The sequence below is a fragment of the Methylomonas rosea genome (assembly GCF_024505055.1).
Classification (GTDB): domain Bacteria; phylum Pseudomonadota; class Gammaproteobacteria; order Methylococcales; family Methylomonadaceae; genus Methylomonas; species Methylomonas rosea.
Genome location: NZ_JANIBL010000019.1, coordinates 35,778 through 55,276, shown reverse-complemented (window position 1 = coordinate 55,276; position 19,499 = coordinate 35,778). Strand labels below are relative to the sequence as shown.

Below are 19,499 nucleotides of genomic sequence, written 5' to 3'. Positions count from 1 at the left end.
TTATAGCAGTAGGTTATTGTTTTTCCAGTTTAGTTTTATACCGTTTAGCCGATTTTTTGCTAACACATTGATTTCAGCGGCGCGTTGTTGCTGAAAATAATTCAACCTTACTTCCAGATCGGCCTTGGGCAGAAACCCCGCGCCCATTTGCGGCCATTCGATGCAGCTCAACGCGTTTTGATTCAGATAATCGTCCATGCCCATCCATTCCAGTTCTTCCGGATCTTTCAACCGATACAAATCAAAATGAAACAAGCGCCGGCCGTTGACTTCGTATTCTTCGACCAAGGTGTAAGTCGGGCTTTTCACCGCACCTTGATGGCCGGCTGCGCGTAACAAGCCGCGTACCAGTGTGGTCTTGCCGGCGCCCAAGTCGCCGTACAAAAACAGTAGACATTTTTCCGGCAAGGCTTGCCACAGTGCGGCACCCAGCAACTCGGTATCTTCGGGGGTTTCCAGAGTGATGTTCATTAATTCAATAATTTCCTGATCCGTTCCGGCAAATCGCCGGCCAGCAAGCCTCGCTCGCCAAATTCCAAAGCCAGACTATCGGCCGCTTCGCCGTGCGCATAAACACCCAACCGTGTCGCCTCATCCAAACTCACGCCCTGCGCCAACAAGCCGCCGATCAAACCCGACAACACATCGCCCATGCCGCCACTAGCCATGCCGGGGTTGCCGGTGGTGCCGACATAGACCGTGTCGCCGCCGCTGATCAGCGTCCCGGCACCTTTTAACAAGCAAACGCCGCCATACTGGTTTTGAATGTCCGCCAACGCCGCGAAGCGGTCGGCGGAGATTTGCCTGGTACTGCATCCCAGCAAACGTGCCGCTTCGCCGGGATGCGGCGTTAATATCCAATTTTCGCGCCTCAGCGACTGCTCGGCGAGCAAATTCAATGCATCGGCATCAAGCACGCACGGCTTATCGCTGGCCAAAACGGTATTAAACATCTCTCGGCCCCAATCGTCCTGGCCCAAACCCGGACCGATTACCACCACGCTGGCTTTTTGCAGCAAGGCTTGCAGGGTTTCCCCGCATTCCACGCCATGACACATCAACTCCGGTCGACCAATATTAATAAAGCCGCCATGCGCGGCGCGGGTGGCGATGCTAACCAGACCGGCGCCGGAACGCAAGGCCGCCTCGCCCGCCAAACGTATCGCCCCGGTATAACCCAGATTGCCGCCAACCAACAACACATGCCCGAAATGGCCTTTGTGGGCGATGCGCGCGCGGCGCGGCAAGTCGATTTTATCCAACAACAGCGCGAACGGCGGCATTGCCGCGAGAACAGCATCCTCTATATCCAGAGTACTGCAAACGATCTCGCCGCAATACTCAGCCGCTTCTCCGGTAAACAACCCGCACTTCAAACCGATGAAGGTCACCGTCACGTCAGCCTTGACCGCACAACCCAATACCGAGCCGGTGTAGGCATGCAAACCGGATGGCACATCCACAGCAACCACCGGACAAGCCGAAGCGTTGATTGCAGCAATGGCTAACGCATAAGCATCACCTACATCACGACTCAAGCCGATGCCGAACAAGGCATCGACTATAACGCCTAACAGTTGGGATTGTCCGGCTTCGAAGTCGCTGACACTGCCACCAGCCTGTAAAAAATCTTGATAGGCACTAAGCGCATCGCCAGGCAAACCATTTGGATCGGTCAACGAGTAAACGGTTACCTGATAATTTGCCTGCAAGGCCAGCGTCGCAACATCGTAACCATCCCCGCCGTTATTGCCAGCACCGCAAAACACTGTGATCGTGCTTTGTTCCGGCCAACGCCGCCGTATTTGCTCGAACAGCGCGTAACCAGCCCGGCGCATCAACTCCCGACCCGGTATCGCCAGTTCGTCAATCGCATAGCGCTCGGCCTCACGGATTTGGGCTGTGCAGTAGAGTTTGTTTGAGGGTGTTTGCATGGCTTAGCCTTGGGAAATCAATAGATTTTTGTATCTGCGTTTACTGGGATTGATTAAATGGGTGCTCCGGCAAATACGTCGGCCAACCTCTAATTTCGATCTGCTGCTTTTGGTTACCAGTTATTCGCTCAATGCCCTATTGAATAACCAGTTAGCCCCCACCGAACGCTAGGAACGTACCGCCGCCTGCAACCGTATTATCAGACATGAGCATGCCCCCCGCATTAAGGGACTTTCGATCACCATAGATGTTGAAGCCGATTGGGCGTAGGTCAAGTGCCTCAACTTCAGCTTCTTGATCATTGGTCTGGCGAACTCGAAGCACCAACTGTCCTCCCGCATAGACAAGAAGTGCTCCGTCATCGGTGGATACCGATACGGCTGGGTGCGCAGCTACAGATGCAGAAACAAGTGACGCAAAGACCTTACCCGATGGATCGGTCGGAGCTTGAAGCCAAACCTGAGGGATCGCGCCCTTACCAATTAGTAGCGGTAAAGATCCACCAATCTGGATTAGGTGGCCTCCACCGATGAGGTGATTTGAGCATAAAGTGAGATGTTGGTAGGGCTCATAAGTCGAAGGCAAATTTGGTTTGGTGATCACTTTCCACCTCCAATGACGTGAGTTGACGACTTGGTGGCTTTGAAGTGAGAGGAAAGCTTTTTCATGACGTTGGTTCGTTGATTCGGTAAGAAAAGGCCGAATAAGTAGAAGAGCAGTGCAATGGCGCTCCAGCCAGCAATTGTCTTAACCTCACCATTGTTCAGAATCGGCTCTTGACCTGTGATAATTGACTCCAGCTTCGGACCTAGACCGATCGCATAGCCAACGACACCAGAGAAGATCATTGCTGCGCCAGCAGATGTGATGGTAGGGCGCCCTTCCAATCGAAGGAAATCGGCTTCCGTCAATGGATAAACGGGTTGCAACATTGCAATCGTTTGGCCGTTCATTACGTCCGCGATAACGATTGGCTGGTCTATTTGCTGATTGCTAAATTCAGTAGCCATAAGTGTATAAGGGTCGGATTGACAGCCAATATTGGACTTGACGAGAAATTAAATAGAGCCTTAGGCTGGGTTTCATTATCATTCAATGCAACCTACATCCGCAAACCTAACCACAGAGCATGGCCAATTTGCGGACATAGGTAAAACTAGAGCGATTGTCACGTTACTGTCGGTTTTGCCGATTACTAGAAGGTCTGGACATCCGCTCGCAGAAGAAGGCTTCCGGAAAATACTTTATCCAACCTCCCCGGACATAATATTACGCACAATCCATCAAGCCGCTTATGTCACAATTGCCCCGCTAAATCGATAGGGAGCAAAACCATGCGTCAGTTTCTGTTGATCATCGTAGCACTGATTGCGCTGAGCGGGTGCGCGTCGGAATCCTGCGATAAGGATGTCATCAACATCCTCAATCCCAATCAAACCAGCGCGAAATTGCTGATGGATTACGCCAAAACCGCCGTGTGTAAAACTGGCCCGGCAGGCGAAGCCAAACCTACAACAGTAGACGAAGAGCGCAAGTTGGTGTTGATTTACGATCTTTATGTCAAAGCCAGAAGTTATGCGATTTTAAATAAAGTGTTTTTCTGGCTGTCATTGGTTTCGGCGGTGGCGGTGTTTCTCTGGCCTTCGCTGGGGGTGTTGTTGAAAGACCGGCTGGGCGAGCGCGAGTGGTATAAATCGGCGATTGTGCAAACCACGGTGACCGGTATCGCCGCATTGATGTTCGCGTTTTACAGCCAATACAAAGACAAACAAACTTATACGGAAAACTTGATGCGCTATGCAGTGTTTTCCGATAAGCCGGTGGATGAATTGAGCCAAAAAGTGATCGAAGAAATCGGCAAAATCGATATCGGCTTTAGTTTTAGCGGGGTATTTGATAAGAAAGAAGACAAATAACCGGAAAGGGTGAATCGCCGTTTATCAAAAATGTTCAGGTAGACTTTTTATAAAATCACCCGTTCTAATGCAGGATGTAGGACCGACTTTATTCGGCCTGTCCGTTGCTTAAAAGCCTAAGGTCGAATAAATTCGACCCTACACATTTTGCCTAAGGTTCCGTTAGATTGAACAGTCCGCCCCACCAAACCGAAGATTTCACAGCGCTTGTCCAACGCATCAGGCAGTGGGGCGAGGAATTGGGTTTTCAGCAGATCGGCATCAGCGATACCAACCTGAACGACGCCGAACGGCATCTGCACCATTGGCTGGACCAGGGCTTTAACGGCGAGATGCAATACATGGCCGCGCACGGTTTAAAACGTAGCCGGCCGGCTTTATTGCAGGAAGGCACGCGTAGCATTATCTCGGCGCGGATGGATTATTTGCCGGAACTACCCGCCGCCAGCCAACGGCTACTGGATGATCCGGCGGCCGCTTTCGTATCTCGCTACGCATTGGGCCGGGATTATCACAAACTGCTGCGTAATAGATTGCAAAAACTGGCGGACAAAATCAGCGCTGAGATTGGCCCGTTCGGCTATCGGGCCTTTGTCGATAGCGCGCCGGTGCTGGAAAAAGCCATCGCCGAGAAAGCCGGGCTGGGCTGGATAGGCAAGCACAGCAATTTGATCAATCGCCGGGCCGGCTCCTGGTTTTTTTTGGGCGAGATTTATACCGATCTGGCCTTGCCCAGCGATCAGCCAGCCAACAATCATTGCGGGCAATGCCGGGCCTGTCTGGATATTTGCCCCACGCAAGCCATCGTCGGCCCGTATCAAGTCGATGCCCGCCGTTGCGTATCCTATTTAACCATCGAATTGCATGGCAGCATTCCGGTCGAGTTTCGGCCCTTGCTGGGGAATCGGATTTACGGCTGCGACGACTGCCAATTGGTGTGTCCGTGGAACCGCTTCGCCAAACTTAGCGCGGAAAGCGATTTCAAACCCCGGCATCGTTTGGATCAGGCGACTTTGCTTGAGTTGTTTAATTGGACCGAAGCCGAGTTTCTGCAAAAAACCGAAGGTTCGGCGATCCGCCGCATCGGCCATTTGCGCTGGCTGCGCAATATCGCGGTCGCGCTGGGCAACGGTCAAGCAAGGCCAGAGACCATATCAGCCTTGGCTGACAGATCCAGTCACGATTCGGAGATGGTGCGCGAGCATATTCAGTGGGCTTTACAGACATTGGACCGTCTGAACGTTTAGCGGGAACTTCTAATGACTCATAACCGTCTTTCCAGCGCAGGCAGGAGCCGAGTGAAATTACAAACCGGATTCCCGCATCCGCGGGAATGACGGCCCTAGGCAGTAAAAATAGGCAAGACTTCCACCGTTGCGCCTACCGCCACAACTCAGGCTAAATATGATGCAAAGACTTGAATTCGAATGAAGTCAAGGTGTATTCTTAGAACCAGTTAACAGAATCCGCTCGAGGCCCAACATGCTGGTCACCGCCTCTTCCAATCAAACCTCGCTATATCGGCTGACAGGGCACAGCTTGGCCGCGACCGGCGAAGCTGCGTCTGTCCAACCCGTCGCCCAAACCGCGAAAAGCGGAAGCGCCCAATCCGGCCAATACACTCCGGAACAACTAAGCCAAATTGCCGAACTTAAAGCCCGCGACCAGGAAGTTCGTGCTCACGAACAAGCTCATTTAAGTGCCGCCGGCGGTATCGCCGTCAGTGGTGCGCGTTTTACGTTTGTGACGGGACCGGACGGTCAACGTTACGCCACCGGCGGTGAAGTGAATATCGACGTCTCGGAGGTTGCCGGAGACCCGGAGGCGACTCTGCGCAAAGCCGACACCATTCGCCGTGCAGCATTAGCGCCGGCCAATCCATCAGGCCCGGATCAAAGCATCGCCGCCAAGGCTGCGGCGATGGCGAATAAAGCCCGCGGAGAATTATTAAATTCGCAAAAACAGCCCAGCCGTAACGGCGAGCTTATAGACCTGACCGCCTGATCAACGCGGCGCAAACTCCAGACCAAACCCCACGTCCGGTTCTACCCTAACGACAATAGCAGTTTGTATCGGCGCATCGTCGAATTCGGTGGTTTGTACTTCCACTAGCGCGCCAATCGGCGGGATTAATTCGTTGGCACAGAGTAAAAACAAGCCTGTTTCGGAAAAGTCCCGCATATCCACAACCACAGCCACTGCTGAAGCCGGCACCGTCATTCTGATTTTGGCACGATGCTTTAGGCGCGGGTGCCTGCGCTTGTTATCAATCACGAATTCTCCTAGATCGTTTCGGTTTTAAGGCAAGTGATAGTCTGAAAGTATGCCTGTGTCAAACGGCAACCCGCCGATAACAGCCTATCTACTCGACTAAACCCCGCAAAAATAAATAAAGTCCCAAAGCCACCATCACCAAGCCGCTAAGCAATTTCAGCCAACGGCCTTCTTTTTCCTGCAAGCGATGTTGACTCAAAGTGACGACGCCCACACCCAGCACTATGACGTCATCCAACATATAAGCCAGATTGTACAGCAATAAGTAGCCGTAATAGTCCAGCCCGGTTAATTCCCGCAAGGTGAGGATGCGGGTGTAAAGGGCCGGAAACCCGGACGTACACAGTAATTCGACAATCTGCACCAGAAAGGCCAAAACCACGGCACCCAACATTGCGCCCGCCAGATTTTCGGCTTGCAGGATCCGCCGAATTCGGTTGTATATGCCGGGTTTGGCGGAGGCGGGAATCGATAGAGACACACCCACGCCAAACGCCCAAAAATCTTTCAGATTGATCGCGCCGGCCAACACTGCAATACCGGCAATAACCAATTCCGACGCCCGCGATAAGCCTATCAACAAAAACAAATTCAACCAGGCCGCCATAAACACAAAGTAAGCCAGCCCTTCCACCATCACAAAAGCCCCGGCCACCGCCAACATTCTGGGCCGATTTTGCATAGGCGCCAGCATCGAAATCATCAGAATCAATACCCACATCGAGCACGGATTAAAACCATCCAGCAAACCCATTGCCAGCGTAAAAGCCGGTAAGCCGACCTCGTCAAGACCAATGCGCCTACCGAACAAATTCACCACAAACACGTCCGGTTCGGGCGCGGCTGGGCGGCTAACCGGCACATCGCAAGATTCGCTGACCTGCACTTCGCAACTGCCGGCCTCCGCGTCGGACGCTTCAACTTGCCGCACAGCGGCACGCAAGGCATTACGAATCAAACCGCCACTGCCGGCTTCTTCGGAATAGCCGACGATATATTCGCCCCGTACTAGAAATGTCGGCAATCTGATTGGCCCGGCTTGCCGGGATTCGCTAATCTGTTGCAATCGCTCCAAGGCGGTTGGCGTTTGCGAGATATTACGAATGACGATCCTTAAATCGGGTTGCTCGCCTTGTAAAATCGCCAAAAACTGTTCGGCTTGTTGACAATGCGGACAACCGTCCCGCACAAAGGCTTCAATATCGACCCGGTTTTCGACGGCGCCGACAGCCGGCGTTATCGGCAGCGACAGCAACAGCGCCAAGCCGAAACGCATCAGTATCGACGGTAGCTGGGCCGACCATTCCGGAAACAGTTTCAGTATCAGCACTCGCCTATCCTCCTCAATAACTCCAGCAATCTGTGCGGAAGTACTCATTTTATTAGATAATAACAAGCTAAATGAATTGCGCCGAACCAGCAGGTGCAGTTTCCGCCCCATTCACACAGCCGCCGCTAAATGCCGGTGGCGAGACCAGATACCGACTTAATGGCCAGACGACCCAGAAGCAGCAAATCGACCGTTAGACGCAGAAAATCGAAACCTCAAGCATCATGGCTGAAACGCACGCTGGTTTCGCTGCTACTAATCGGGGCTTTCGTGTTAGCGGCTTATGTCAGCTACCTTGATTACACGGTACGCGAGCAATTCGAAGGCAAACGTTGGTCCATTCCGGCCCGCGTGTATGCCAGCCCTGTCGAGCTGTACGCCGGTTACGAAATTTCCAGCAAAAACCTGGAAGACTTGTTGCTGGAATTGCATTATCGTCAGGATTATCAATTGGCTGGCGAAGGTTCTTATTACGTCAAGGGCGGCCAGATCAACATCCGTACCCGCGCCTTCAACTTTGGCAATACCCCCCAGGAAAGCCGCAAAATCAGCGTTAGTTTCACTAGCGGCGGCATCGCCAGTATTAGCGACTCCGGCACCGGCGAGAGCTTAGCCATCGTCCGCATGGACCCGGTACAAATCGGCAGCTTTTATCCCACTCGCAAGGAAGACCGGATTCTGATCAAGTTGGACGAAGCGCCGCAAACCCTGGTGCAAGGCCTGTTGTCCACCGAAGATAAGGACTTTTACAACCATTTCGGCATCTCGCCGAAAGGCATCGTCCGGGCCATGTGGTCGAACGTGAAAGCCGGCGGCATGGTGCAAGGCGGCAGCACCATCACCCAGCAGTTGGTGAAAAACTTTTTCCTGAACCCCAAACGCACGCTGCGCCGCAAGCTCAAGGAAGCCTTGATGTCGTTTATTCTGGAATACCGGTACAGCAAGGACGAAATTCTGGAAGCCTATCTCAACGAAATATTCCTGGGCCAGGACGGCGCCAGCGCGGTGCATGGCTTTGGCTTGGCCAGCGAATTTTATTTTGGTCAATCCTTAAAAACCCTGAACCTGCATCAAGTTGCCACCTTGGTCGCTTTGGTGCGCGGACCGTCCGAATACGATCCACGCCGCAATCCCGAGCACACCCTCGAGCGCCGCAACATCGTGCTGGACGCTATGCACACTGAAGGTTTTATCGACGCACAGCAACTTAGCGAAGCCAAAAAACAACCCATAGGTGTTGCGACGGTGATTCATCGCTCGGCCAACCGCTATCCGGGTTTTATCGATTTGGTCAAACGCCAATTGAAGCAGGAATATAAAGAAGACGATTTAACCTCGGAAGGCTTGCGCATCGTCACGACCTTGGACACCCGCATTCAAGACACGCTGGAAAAATCCATCGCAGCCAAACTGAAACAGCTGGAGAGAAGTCCGAAAAGTAACGATCTGGAAACCGCCGCCATCGTTACCCGCCGCGACAGCGGCGAGATCGTCGCGCTGGCAGGCGGGCGCGACGCCGAGGATACCGGTTTCAATCGCGCGCTTGATGCGGTGCGACCGATAGGGTCGCTGATCAAACCTGTAGTCTATTTGACCGCGCTGGAATATCCGGACCGCTACACCATCGCCACGCCTGTCAGCGACACCCGCCTGGAAATTCCGGCCGAAAGAGGCAAAACCTGGTCGCCGGACAATTACGACAATCAGGAACACGGCGTCGTGCCTCTGCATAAAGCCCTGGCGCACTCTTACAATATGGCGACGGTGCGTATAGGCATGGACATTGGCTTGGCCAAAGTCGCCAATACCTTAAAAAGCATGGGCGTCAGCCGGCCGGTGGATTTGTTCCCCTCCTTCCTGCTGGGCGCGCAACCGCTGACGCCGCTGGAAGTTACGCAGTTGTATCAAACCCTGGCCGGCGACGGCTATGCGACACCGCTGCGTTCCATCCGCGCCGTAAACGCCGCCGACGGCAAGGCCTTGCAAAGTTACCCTTTTACCGTGCGCCAAGCCGTCGATCCGGCGGCCAGCTTTATCACCAACACCATTTTGCAGGAAGTGATGTATGCCGGCACCGGCCACTCGGCCTATAACTATCTACCGCAAAACATGGCCCTGGTCGGCAAAACCGGCACCACCAATCAATTGCGCGACAGCTGGTTTGCCGGTTTTAGCGGCGATTTTCTGTCCGTAGTCTGGGTTGGCCGCGACGATAACAAACCCACCGGCTTGACCGGTGGAACCGGCGCCTTGCAAATCTGGTCCGAGCTGATGCGGCAAGTGTCGAAAAAGCCGGTCAGCCTGGTACCGCCCGATAACGTGCAGATGACCTGGATAGATACCGCGAGCGGTTTGCTCAGCAATGAAGGCTGCCCCGGCGCTAAATTAATGCCATTCGTGGACGGCTCGGCGCCCAGCCAGTTTGCCGACTGCGGAGCAAGCCCGGAATCCGGCGAAAGCTGGCTTAATAACCTGAACCCTTTTTAACTATGTTTCTTAAACACATTTTTGCTCTGATTTTCCTGATCGCCACTACCCATTCAGTCTGGGCCGACGATGCGCCGATTGCCCGGCTGAAAAACTTTTTAGCCGGCAGCGCGTCCTTGACGGCGGATTTCAAGCAAATCAGTTTCGATAAAAGCGGCCGTCCCGCGCAAAACAGCTTTGGCAAGTTTTACCTGAGCCGACCCGGTAAGTTTCGCTGGAACTACCAAAAACCGTTTGTGCAGGAAATTGTGTCGAATGCCGGTAAAGTCTGGTTTTACGATGCCGATTTGGAACAAGTGACGGTAAAACAGCTCGACGACTCGCTGGGCTCTACTCCCGCCCTGTTGCTGACCGGCGATGTGGATATAGAGGAAAAGTTTACTCTACAGGAACAAGGCAAGGAGGACGATGGGATGAACTGGGTGAAGCTGTCGCCTAAGAACGAAGAAAGCGGTTTTAAATACATCCTGATCGGCCTGAACGGCAACCAGTTGGGCGGCATGGAACTAAGCGATAATTTCGGACAATTAACCCGGATTTATTTTTCCAACATCCAACTCAATCCCAAGCTGGACGACGGCCTGTTTAACTTCAAAGCGCCGAAAGGCGTGGATGTGTTTGAAAATTAGCCTGACTCAGACCGGTTTACTGATCCCCAGCTTTTCCATCCGCGACCGCAAGGTAGTGGATGGCACGCCCAAAATCTTCGCGGCCCCCTGATTGCCGGCGATCCGCCAGGACGTCGCTTCCAGCGCTTTCAGAATATGCGCGCGCTCGGCTTCGTCCAGCGTAACAATCGGCGCAGCGGTGGGCGCGCCGGCACCCATTACATTCACACAATCGACGGCGGCTAGCTGACTGCCCTTGGTTAAAATTACCGCGCGCTCGATGATATGTTGCAACTCGCGAATATTGCCGGGCCAGAAATAGCTTTGCAGATCGGCCATCATCCGTTCCGGAATCGATTGTATTTTCTTGCCGAATTTTGCCGCGTACTTATCGATGAAATGCTTCACCAAAAACGGCACGTCTTCCTTGCGCTCGCGCAAAGGCGGCAAGTTGATGGGGAAGACATTCAGGCGATAATACAAGTCGGCGCGGAATTTACCCTGCTGCGAAAACTGCGCTAAATCCCGATGAGTAGCCGCAATCACTCGCACATCACAGGTCAGTGTTTGCGTCCCGCCCACTCGCTCGAACTCGCCTTCCTGTAGTACTCGCAGCAACTTAGCCTGCATCTCTAGCGGCAATTCGCCGATTTCATCGAGAAACAAGGTACCGCCGTTAGCGAGTTCAAATCGCCCCAATTTGCGGGCAATCGCCCCGGTAAAAGAGCCTTTTTCGTGACCGAACAACTCGCTTTCCGCCAGATTTTCCGGGATCGTCGCGCAATTCAATTTCACCAAGGTTTTGTCTTTGCGGGCACTGAGATTGTGAATCGCCCGGGCGATCAACTCCTTGCCGGTACCAGTCTCACCGGTGATCAATACCGTGGCATCGGTATCGGCCACCTGTCTCACCAGGTCCATGGCTTGATGCAATGCCGGTGAGTTGCCGATCAATTCCTCACCGTCGCGGCTGGCCAAGACTTCTTCTTGCAAATAGAGATTGATTCCCCGCAAGGTATTGCATTCCGCTTCCGCCTGTTGCCGGGCTTTGCGTTCGTTAATGTCACGCAGGATCAGGATATAAAGCTTCTGGCCGATGGCTTCAACGCGGGAAATGGTGGCTTCGATGGGGAAAGTGCTCTCATCGGCGCGCACCGCGCTCATGCCTTCCGAGACCCAGATGGCCTGCTCGGCCGGCACGCCGTTGCGAAAATTAGTCAGGGTTTTGTAAAGCTCGGGCGACAAAAAGCGATCCACCGCCCGGCCTATGTTGTCGGCGGCTTTACAACGAAACATCTGCTCCGCCGCCGCATTGAACAAGGTAATCCGCCCGGCTTCGTCCAGCGTCAAAATAGCGTCCATCGCATTCTCGAAAATCCGCGACAGGCGTTGCTCTTTTTCTTGCAACTCCAGCTTCAATTTTTGCAGCGTCAGGTGGGTTTGCACGCGGGCAAGCACTTCCTCGTACTGAAACGGCTTGGTGATGTAATCGACCGCTCCCACTTGAAAACCTTTTAATTTATCGGCGGTGTCCGCCAAGGCCGTCATGAATAACACCGGAATATCGCGGGTTGTCGGAATGGTTTTCAGGGTCTGGCAGACGGTAAAGCCGTCCATGCCCGGCATCATTACATCCAGCAAAATCAGATCGGGTAACTGCGCCACGGCTTGTACTAAAGCCACTTCCCCGGTTTCCGCGCGCAGCACGTCAAATCCGGCTTCATCGACCAAGCCCGCCAACTCTTCCAGATTGACCGGATTGTCGTCCAGCATCAAAATTAACGGTTTATCGCGCTGGCGCTTATGAGTCATGCATATCTCCTTAACTTAACCTATCCAAAACATCGGCGGCAGCATTATTCCTGAAACTCGTGCAAATAGTCCTGAATAGCCGGCTCCAGCCGGATGCTGGCTTGTTGCAGTAACTCGTAACTGGCGGCCGCATCGACAAAAGCGGCTTCGTGGCCCATCGTCTCCAGCTGCTGGGCGATCTTGCCGAACGGGAAGGCACCGATACTGTTAGCCGAGCTTTTTAGCGTATGCGCGGATAGTCGCAATAAATCCGCATCCTGGCGTTGTATCGCATCCGCCATGTCGTTCAACAACGGTGTGGACTGCTCTTGGAACAAGGTCATCATTTTGCATAACATCTGCTGTCTGCCGCGCACCCGGTTTAAGGCTTGCTGCCAGTCCAGCGCCGGCTCCGCCAATAGCGCAGACGCTACACTGTTGTTATCCGCTTGTTCAGTTCCCGCCATATTCCAGCACTCCACCATTGCCAACAAATCCTGCTCCTGCACCGGTTTGGCGATGTAATCGTCCATACCAACGGCTAAACAGCGTTCCTTATCGCCTTTCAAGGCGTGTGCGGTCATCGCGATAATACGCATGTGTTTACCGGTCTCGCGCTCCGAGGCCCGAATCGCTTCGGTAGCCTGAAAGCCGTCCATTACCGGCATCTGTACATCCATTAAGATTAGATCGAACAAGGTATCGGTAGCCAGTATATCCAGCACTTCCTGCCCGTTGTTGGCCACCTTCACGGTATGGCCGCGCTCTTCCAGCAACACCACCGCCATGTATTGATTAACCGGATTATCTTCCGCCAACAAAATTCTCAATTTACGAGGCGGCTCGGCCAATACTGTTGGCGAGACTTCAGAAGCTTTGGCGGATTTACCCAGCGCCGATTGAATGGCATTCCATAACTCGGAATGTTTGACGGGTTTACGCACGTACAGATTAATGCCCAAATCGTGGCAGCGTTCGCAATCGTCAGGACGATCAGCTGATGACAACATCATGATGGTCACCGGCTCGAAGCGTTGATCTTCTCTGATGGCTTGAGCCACCATGAAACCATCCATGATCGGCATCATCGCATCGAGCAGAATCAAGGCATAGGCTTCGCCGGATTCCGCCATGTTCCGCAATGCGGTGATAGCCGCGTCACCACTATCGACGGTGGTGGGACGCATGCCCCAATGGTTCAAGATTTCCGAGAACACCCGTAAGTTGATGGCATTGTCGTCCACGATCAACACCGGTAGATTTTTGACGTCGATCAGCGGTTGAAAGGGTGCATCAACCTCGCTTTTGGTGTGCCTGTCAAACACCGCGGTAAAGAAAAAAGTGCTGCCTTTGTGTTCCTCGCTTTCCAGTGACAAATGCCCGCCCATCAATTCGACCAGGCGCGAGGAAATCGACAAACCCAAACCGGTACCGCCGAATTTCCGCGTCGAAGAAGCGTCTATTTGCGCAAACGCTTCGAAAATAAGCTGTTGTTTATCCGGCGAAATACCAATGCCGGTATCGCTGACTGCAATTTGCAGGCAGACTTTGTTTTCATCGACCGACTCAGGTTTGACCTGCACCACGATTTCGCCGTGCTGGGTAAATTTGATGGCATTGCCAACCAAATTGATAATAACCTGATTCAAGCGGCCAACATCGCCAAGCAAGTCGTCCGGCGTTTCCGGATCGATGCGCAGCATTAACTCCAAGTCTTTTTCGTGGGCATGGCCGGCCAGCAACTTTAACGTATCACCGAGACTCTCGCGGACTTTAAAGGGTGCATGGTCAAGCTCGAGTTTACGGGCCTCGATTTTGGAAAAATCCAGAATATCGTTAACAATTCGCAGCAAAGCATCCGCCGAGCTATTCGCCATCCCCAGAAACTCGCGCTGCTGCGGGGTAAGTTCGGTGCGCAAGGCCAGGCCTATCATGCCGATGATACCGTTCATCGGCGTGCGGATTTCATGGCTCATATTCGCCAGGAACTCGCTCTTCGCCCCGGCCGCCTGCAACGCCGCGTCACGGGCGGAAAGCAAGGCTTGACGCATTTTTTCCAGATGCTCCGCCAACGCCGCCACTTCGGTAATCTTGGTGCCGGAATTAAATTGCCCGGTGTGATTGCCGGCGGCGATTTGTTCGGCTTCGTCGCGCAAGCGTTCCAGCGGCATGACCAGCTTGCGCCCGAACAGGCCAACCACCAACAGGGTCAAGCCCATGTAAACCGCGACAAAATAGGCGCTGCGCTGATAGATGGTGGCAATGTCGCGTTGAATCTGCCGTTCGTCGTATCCCAGCCTTAACATCGCCAGCGAGCCGTCTTCCGGATTCAGAATCGGCACGGCTAAAAAATAAATATCGTCGTCGTGCTCGCCGAAGAAAAAATCTTCCTGAAATTGCTGCTGGGCGTTGAGCTCGATGTCCGCGCGAATATTGCCGCGCTCGGTGGCAATTTCCGCAAATGCCAAGCGACCGTTCAATAGAAACTCGCCTAACAAGCCTTGCAATTCGCCGGCCTTGCTATGCTCCAGCCGTGGGGTGACCAGATTACTGAACAGCAGGGCATCGGACCTGACGTAATTGACAAACTGCGCTTCCAAACTGGGCTTAATCACCCGATAAATGCCGAATAACAATACCGGCACCAATAGTAAATGAATACCGACAACAGCCAGAATCATTCGGCCATTAAAACTATGAAAAAACCGACTCATTCCAGGGCTCCTTGCCATAACACATTAACCGCTTTAAGGCCTTGATTGGCCCTGACTTGATCCTCCCACAAATAGGTCACCGTGCCCGGATTCTGTTGCAGCGTATCGACCAAGCTCTTCAGATCGTTAAAACTTTCCGGACGTTTACCGCCAAGACGGAAAACCACCGATATCGTCTGGCTTTCATAGGCATTAGCTGACATGAAGGCCACTTTTTGCAGAAATACTTCGAAAATTAACGGATCGCTGATGTTCAATAAGGGCACGGGATGCTCGCCGCCCTTCTCCAGCGGTACGCCCAGAAACAATTTTCTGGCCTCCTGCACGGTCAAAGCCGGCATGGACGAGTTGGTGCTGGTGGCCAGTACCAGAGAGTGGCGAGTGATAGCCCAAAGGCTCTGCGCACCCAGCAGCATAAGCAGTAGCAAACCAACGATACCTAGGCCGCGAAGCAGTTTCATGGAAACACCGCGCTCCATTGAAACATCACTTGCCCGAAATGATCGTCGCGCAAGTGATCGCGCGAGGCTTCAAGCTTTAAGGCGTTGTTGTGATTGAGCTTATAACGTACTCCGCCGAGAAATCTATCTTCCACAAATTTGGGAAACATTGCCAAGTATGGGTCGTGACTAGCGCCAAAACTACCTTCCACCCTGCCCACCAAGGTCCAAGTTGGATTCAATTCCCATTCGACTTGGCCGTAAGCGCTGAGAAAATCGTCGTAGGTTTTGCCGCCCGTGGGACTCTCCAAAGTATTGTTTACGTAGACAATCTCACTTAATAGTCTTACCGATTGGATTTGCTTGTTGGCGTAGGCACTGGTAACAAATTGATTAACGTTTTTAACGGCGGGCTCGTCGGAGCGAATTTGGTTATACGCACCGGAAACGCCGAATTCGTCCACGCCGAAGCTGATCGGCTGATAGCCCAGCCGAAAAGATACACCGGGTCGATGGGAACCACCCGGCTCCACCAGGTTGAACGCTTCCAAACCTTTATTGATTTGCGGGCCTGCTCCAGCGCCAACCGTGTAATACAGGCCGCCCTCGCCCAAATCATGGACGCCTTCCCATAAAAACCCGGTCAAATGATTGGGTATCACGCCGCCGGCCGTTTCGAACGCCATAATACCGGGTCTGCTGATAGTGGTTTGCAGAAACGCGCCGTGGTGGAACTGCATGTTCCAGTAACCGATCGGGTTATGAAAACGGCCAAGCCACAGAGTAGCTTCGTCCCCTACGTGCATACCCAACTGAAATCTTTCCAAGTTATGGGTTTTGGTACTGACCAGCCATTCGCCGAGAAACCGAAAGCGCTGATAGTCGGTGGTGTAAAACACGTTAATCTCGGGAATGACGTCGCTATTACTGAGTTTTTTTTGAGGTTCTTGATCGAAACGGACGATACCGGTCAAAGCCGGAAACAATAAAAAATCACCCGGCAGCCCAGTGGCGCCATGGCTGGACATATGTCCCATATGACCTGCGGCAACTGCCGTGACGGGAACCACGGTGGCGAGTGCGCTGAGACAAGAAACGATGGCGCCGCTTAGCGTTTTGAATATAGCCGGATAGTATCGTTGCCGCATGCTGACTCTCAAGCATTTCATCGGTAGGACACGTACACTACCTAGTTAAATGGGAATATCCTCCCGATACGTTTAAAGCGAAATGTATCACATATTTTTGCATGGTTGACGATATTTCGTCAAAACTTAAGCGCCGGTAAAACGCCTGAGCAGCATCACTATAAATGCGGTGGGCTCATCCAAAATCAGCTCATTCAGTGACCCGCCCCTTACAAATCATCGCGTCGGCGCTGGAGAGACCACAGCAGAGGTACCCATAAACCCAAAGCTTAATACCGACTTTTAATTGACCGACAACCTGCAAACGGTTCTAACGTCCCTGAATCGTCGACTCACCCGAATACTTTGTACGACATTTCGTAAACGCTACGATATTTAGTGCTGAAATCAACAATTTCTTGTGTATTTTTTCACTGCTTTCCAGCATTGCCAGGTCATAAAATAACGCAGAAACAATTAGTTAAAATATTTACCGCATGGCCGAATCTCTAGTGGCATTGGTTTTGCGGTTTGTAGTTTAGCTCTTCAATTATAAAGAGCCGGACACCCAACAAACCCATAGCGCGTTATTTTCACAAATTCCGATTACGAGGCGATCACCATGAAAACACTCCAGCAGATTACTCGTTGCAAAAGATGCGGCGACTTACTGTCAGCTCATGAAAAATCACATGCCGACCACGAAGGTCTTTGTGCATTCTGCGACCACATGCGCAGTGAAGCACTGGAAATTCACCAAGAAATACATGCAAAAAGTCGCGTGGAGAAAATTCACTTCAGATTGGTTTAAGCATTGCCTTGTTATAAGTCTGGCTGCGCAACGATAAACGGCAGCCGATAACTATCGTTAGGCTTGAGACTAGGTTCAACCGGGTCGCGAATTAGAGTGGTTATTCAACCTTTTGCCGGTCACAGCAAAAGCATTGGCGATAATTTCTAAAGCATTCACACCTGTTTGCGCATTAAAAGGTCTGCTCGCAAAGTTTTTATAACCCCAACATTAGGAGACAAACTATGAATTCCGAAGAAATCCTGAAAACCTGTGTACGCGAGCTAAAGCGTTGCGGCATAAGCTTTTTGCTGATCATTATCGGCGTATTTCTAGCCACCCAAAACGCCCCCGCCGCAACCATGCCGAAGCACAAGCAATGCGTGGGCAGCATGGAAATAATTAACGCACTTGCCTCACGCCCGCTCAAACCCGGCACTCATGCTTTGGTCCAGCCGGTTGGTAATTCGCTCCACCGCTTTCATGCCAAACAAACGAACAGCAAATGCGCCGGCAACCTAACTGAGAGCAGATCCAGTAAACAGTATAGATGAACACTTTCGGCAATCTGCGTAATATTGAAACGTCCGCGCGGACAAACCAGATAGTCAATCCCGAATCCCAAGCAACTCGACAACACTATTGCAAAACGGCACCGAGGATTTTTTCGCTCCCATAAGCAGCATTTGTCTACATCGTGTTAGCTTTTAGCATTTCCTAACACCGGCGGGGCAATATGAATCCGACAAGCCTGACCAGAATCCAATGCGCGATAGCCTTTATCGTATTCATGCTGTTTAGCATCGGCCCAATCCCGATTACCAGCAGCATCGGTTTGTACGTGGTGATCTTTAGGCCGCGGTGGTTTAAAGAACTGGTCGACAAGATTTACACGGGTAAAGCCGACTGATATTTTCCTGTCCTACCGCTTTGCTCTTTCAGCCTCATCAATGCCTGATTGCCTAATGCCGTTTTTATTCAGTCCGGCACAGTATAATAAAGTCACCGAATTTAAATCCTGCTTCCCAACTACCAGAACCATCGATGACCGCTGACCGCGTCCATGTACGACCACAAGCTGACAAAAACCTAGCCTGTAGATTCTCCGTAGCCCCCATGCTGGATTGGACTGACCGACACTGTCGGCATTTTCATAGAGCTTTATCCCGACATGCCCTGCTATACACTGAAATGGTCACAACCGGCGCAATTTTGTATGGGAACCGCGACCGGCATTTACAGTTCAATCAAACAGAACACCCGGTGGCTTTGCAATTGGGTGGCAGTAATCCTCCGGATTTAGCCGAATGCGCAAAAATTGCCGCCGATTATGGTTATGACGAGGTCAATTTAAACGTCGGCTGCCCCAGCGACCGAGTGCAAAATGGCCGCTTCGGCGCCTGCTTGATGGCCGAACCCGAATTGGTCGCAGAGTGCGTAGCAGCGATGCGCCAAGCGGTATCGATGCCGGTGACTGTGAAGTCGCGGATCGGTATCGATGATCGCGATTCCTACGACGAGCTGACACATTTCATAAAAACTGTGGCGGCGGCCGGTTGCGAGACGTTTATCGTCCATGCCCGCAAAGCCTGGTTGTCCGGCCTGTCGCCCAAACAGAATCGTGACGTGCCGCCACTGCGTTATGACGTGGTGTTTCAGTTGAAGCAAGATTTCCCCATGCTAAAGATCGTCATCAATGGCGGCATCGAATCCTTGGATAGCTCGCTGGATTTATTGGCACAAGTCGACGGCGTGATGCTTGGAAGGGAGGTTTATCACAATCCCTATTTATTGGCGGATGTCGACCGGCGCTTGTTCGATGACGAGCATCCTATCCAGTCGCGGCAAGAGACGGTATTGGCCATGCTGCCTTACATAGAACAACAATTGCAACAAGGCGTGAGACTGCATTGCATTGCCCGGCATATGTTGGGTCTGTTTCATGGTGTCGATGGCGCGCGCGCCTGGCGCCGCCATCTCAGCGAAAACGCCACCCGTTTTGGAGCCGGCAGCCAGGTGATTTTGGACGCCTTAGAATTTACAGTTTGATGCTGTATACTCACGACATTTTTTTACTCGGGGGCGGC

General features: G+C 52.5%; 19 protein-coding genes. 9 read left to right on the top strand and 10 right to left on the bottom strand.

Annotation, left to right across the window (positions count from 1 at the left end):
- The 4 genes from tsaE to NP589_RS08120 form a co-directional block, all read right to left on the bottom strand.
- Entirely contained in the window at positions 1–471 is a 471-nt protein-coding gene (gene tsaE, locus NP589_RS08135; RefSeq protein WP_256606528.1) for a tRNA (adenosine(37)-N6)-threonylcarbamoyltransferase complex ATPase subunit type 1 TsaE, read from the bottom strand.
- The gene (locus NP589_RS08130) at positions 471–1,934 is read right to left on the bottom strand and encodes an NAD(P)H-hydrate dehydratase (protein ID WP_256606527.1); all 1,464 of its coding nucleotides are present in this window, start codon (positions 1,932–1,934) and stop codon (positions 471–473) included. The genes tsaE and NP589_RS08130 overlap by 1 nt, the downstream gene beginning before the upstream one ends.
- A gap of 151 nt (positions 1,935–2,085) precedes the next feature.
- Positions 2,086–2,538: a hypothetical protein gene (locus tag NP589_RS08125; protein WP_256606526.1), complete on the bottom strand. Its 453-nt coding sequence runs from the start codon at positions 2,536–2,538 to the stop codon at positions 2,086–2,088.
- Positions 2,535–2,945 (bottom strand): hypothetical protein, encoded by a 411-nt coding sequence (locus NP589_RS08120; protein WP_256606525.1) that lies wholly within the window; start codon positions 2,943–2,945, stop codon positions 2,535–2,537. Before NP589_RS08120 ends, NP589_RS08125 begins: the two co-directional genes overlap by 4 nt.
- Before the next feature lie 324 nt (positions 2,946–3,269).
- Here NP589_RS08120 and NP589_RS08115 point away from each other — a divergent pair, with 324 nt between their 5' ends.
- The 3 genes from NP589_RS08115 (at position 3,270) to NP589_RS08105 (ending at position 5,855) form a co-directional block, all read left to right on the top strand.
- Positions 3,270–3,851: a lipoprotein gene (locus NP589_RS08115; protein WP_256606524.1), complete on the top strand. Its 582-nt coding sequence runs from the start codon at positions 3,270–3,272 to the stop codon at positions 3,849–3,851.
- Between the two features lie 167 nt (positions 3,852–4,018).
- The gene (gene queG / locus NP589_RS08110; protein WP_256606523.1) at positions 4,019–5,098 is read left to right on the top strand and encodes a tRNA epoxyqueuosine(34) reductase QueG; all 1,080 of its coding nucleotides are present in this window, start codon (positions 4,019–4,021) and stop codon (positions 5,096–5,098) included.
- A 235-nt stretch (positions 5,099–5,333) separates the two neighbouring features.
- Complete coding sequence (locus NP589_RS08105; protein ID WP_256606522.1) at positions 5,334–5,855, top strand: putative metalloprotease CJM1_0395 family protein; 522 nt, start codon at positions 5,334–5,336, stop codon at positions 5,853–5,855.
- On the opposite strand, the gene NP589_RS08100 is transcribed toward NP589_RS08105, so the two are convergent.
- Together NP589_RS08100 and NP589_RS08095 are read right to left on the bottom strand one after the other, a co-directional pair.
- On the bottom strand, positions 5,856–6,125 hold the full coding sequence (locus NP589_RS08100) for a PilZ domain-containing protein (protein WP_064010424.1): 270 nt from the start codon (positions 6,123–6,125) through the stop codon (positions 5,856–5,858). It lies immediately after the preceding gene.
- A gap of 88 nt (positions 6,126–6,213) precedes the next feature.
- Positions 6,214–7,455 (bottom strand): glutaredoxin family protein, encoded by a 1,242-nt coding sequence (locus tag NP589_RS08095; RefSeq protein ID WP_256606521.1) that lies wholly within the window; start codon positions 7,453–7,455, stop codon positions 6,214–6,216.
- A gap of 159 nt (positions 7,456–7,614) precedes the next feature.
- Between NP589_RS08095 and mrcB the strand changes: the two genes are divergently transcribed.
- Both mrcB and lolA read left to right on the top strand, forming a co-directional pair.
- On the top strand, positions 7,615–9,942 hold the full coding sequence (gene mrcB, locus NP589_RS08090) for a penicillin-binding protein 1B (RefSeq protein WP_256606520.1): 2,328 nt from the start codon (positions 7,615–7,617) through the stop codon (positions 9,940–9,942).
- A gap of 2 nt (positions 9,943–9,944) precedes the next feature.
- Positions 9,945–10,571 (top strand): outer membrane lipoprotein periplasmic chaperone LolA, encoded by a 627-nt coding sequence (gene lolA / locus NP589_RS08085; RefSeq protein WP_256606519.1) that lies wholly within the window; start codon positions 9,945–9,947, stop codon positions 10,569–10,571.
- 6 nt (positions 10,572–10,577) lie between these two features.
- On the opposite strand, the gene NP589_RS08080 is transcribed toward lolA, so the two are convergent.
- The 4 genes from NP589_RS08080 to NP589_RS08065 are packed head-to-tail and all read right to left on the bottom strand — an operon-like array spanning position 10,578 to position 16,643.
- The gene (locus NP589_RS08080; protein ID WP_256606518.1) at positions 10,578–12,362 is read right to left on the bottom strand and encodes a sigma-54-dependent Fis family transcriptional regulator; all 1,785 of its coding nucleotides are present in this window, start codon (positions 12,360–12,362) and stop codon (positions 10,578–10,580) included.
- A 44-nt stretch (positions 12,363–12,406) separates the two neighbouring features.
- Positions 12,407–15,055 (bottom strand): response regulator, encoded by a 2,649-nt coding sequence (locus tag NP589_RS08075; RefSeq protein WP_256606517.1) that lies wholly within the window; start codon positions 15,053–15,055, stop codon positions 12,407–12,409.
- Positions 15,052–15,516, bottom strand: a complete 465-nt coding sequence (locus tag NP589_RS08070; RefSeq protein ID WP_256606516.1) for a hypothetical protein — start codon at positions 15,514–15,516, stop codon at positions 15,052–15,054. The genes NP589_RS08075 and NP589_RS08070 overlap by 4 nt, the downstream gene beginning before the upstream one ends.
- Positions 15,513–16,643 carry a hypothetical protein gene (locus tag NP589_RS08065; RefSeq protein ID WP_256606515.1) on the bottom strand — a complete coding sequence of 377 codons (1,131 nt, stop codon included), beginning with the start codon at positions 16,641–16,643 and terminating at the stop codon, positions 15,513–15,515. Before NP589_RS08065 ends, NP589_RS08070 begins: the two co-directional genes overlap by 4 nt.
- A gap of 601 nt (positions 16,644–17,244) precedes the next feature.
- Between NP589_RS08065 and NP589_RS08060 the strand changes: the two genes are divergently transcribed.
- The 4 genes from NP589_RS08060 (at position 17,245) to dusA (ending at position 19,461) form a co-directional block, all read left to right on the top strand.
- Positions 17,245–17,433, top strand: a complete 189-nt coding sequence (locus NP589_RS08060) for a hypothetical protein (protein ID WP_256606514.1) — start codon at positions 17,245–17,247, stop codon at positions 17,431–17,433.
- Positions 17,434–17,657: 224 nt separating this feature from the next.
- Positions 17,658–17,966 carry a hypothetical protein gene (locus NP589_RS08055; RefSeq protein ID WP_256606513.1) on the top strand — a complete coding sequence of 103 codons (309 nt, stop codon included), beginning with the start codon at positions 17,658–17,660 and terminating at the stop codon, positions 17,964–17,966.
- Positions 17,967–18,148: 182 nt separating this feature from the next.
- The gene (locus tag NP589_RS08050) at positions 18,149–18,322 is read left to right on the top strand and encodes a hypothetical protein (RefSeq protein ID WP_256606512.1); all 174 of its coding nucleotides are present in this window, start codon (positions 18,149–18,151) and stop codon (positions 18,320–18,322) included.
- Between the two features lie 134 nt (positions 18,323–18,456).
- A complete protein-coding gene (gene dusA, locus NP589_RS08045; RefSeq protein WP_256606511.1) occupies positions 18,457–19,461 on the top strand; it encodes a tRNA dihydrouridine(20/20a) synthase DusA in 1,005 nt (334 codons plus the stop codon).
- The last annotated feature ends 38 nt before the right edge of the window (positions 19,462–19,499 follow it).

Excerpts from the sequence above, each read along its gene's own strand:
- NP589_RS08050 (WP_256606512.1), top strand. The coding sequence starts at position 18,149 with ATGAATCCGACAAGCCTGACCAGAATCCAATGCGCGATAGCCTTTATC.
- NP589_RS08065 (WP_256606515.1), bottom strand. The coding sequence starts at position 16,643 with ATGCGGCAACGATACTATCCGGCTATATTCAAAACGCTAAGCGGCGCC.
- NP589_RS08055 (WP_256606513.1), top strand. The coding sequence starts at position 17,658 with ATGAATTCCGAAGAAATCCTGAAAACCTGTGTACGCGAGCTAAAGCGT.
- NP589_RS08120 (WP_256606525.1), bottom strand. The coding sequence starts at position 2,945 with ATGGCTACTGAATTTAGCAATCAGCAAATAGACCAGCCAATCGTTATC.
- mrcB (WP_256606520.1), top strand. The coding sequence starts at position 7,615 with ATGGCCAGACGACCCAGAAGCAGCAAATCGACCGTTAGACGCAGAAAA.
- NP589_RS08115 (WP_256606524.1), top strand. The coding sequence starts at position 3,270 with ATGCGTCAGTTTCTGTTGATCATCGTAGCACTGATTGCGCTGAGCGGG.
- lolA (WP_256606519.1), top strand. The coding sequence starts at position 9,945 with ATGTTTCTTAAACACATTTTTGCTCTGATTTTCCTGATCGCCACTACC.
- NP589_RS08070 (WP_256606516.1), bottom strand. The coding sequence starts at position 15,516 with ATGAAACTGCTTCGCGGCCTAGGTATCGTTGGTTTGCTACTGCTTATG.
- NP589_RS08105 (WP_256606522.1), top strand. The coding sequence starts at position 5,334 with ATGCTGGTCACCGCCTCTTCCAATCAAACCTCGCTATATCGGCTGACA.
- tsaE (WP_256606528.1), bottom strand. The coding sequence starts at position 471 with ATGAACATCACTCTGGAAACCCCCGAAGATACCGAGTTGCTGGGTGCC.
- NP589_RS08080 (WP_256606518.1), bottom strand. The coding sequence starts at position 12,362 with ATGACTCATAAGCGCCAGCGCGATAAACCGTTAATTTTGATGCTGGAC.
- NP589_RS08060 (WP_256606514.1), top strand. The coding sequence starts at position 17,245 with ATGAAAACACTCCAGCAGATTACTCGTTGCAAAAGATGCGGCGACTTA.
- NP589_RS08130 (WP_256606527.1), bottom strand. The coding sequence starts at position 1,934 with ATGCAAACACCCTCAAACAAACTCTACTGCACAGCCCAAATCCGTGAG.
- dusA (WP_256606511.1), top strand. The coding sequence starts at position 18,457 with ATGACCGCTGACCGCGTCCATGTACGACCACAAGCTGACAAAAACCTA.
- NP589_RS08075 (WP_256606517.1), bottom strand. The coding sequence starts at position 15,055 with ATGAGTCGGTTTTTTCATAGTTTTAATGGCCGAATGATTCTGGCTGTT.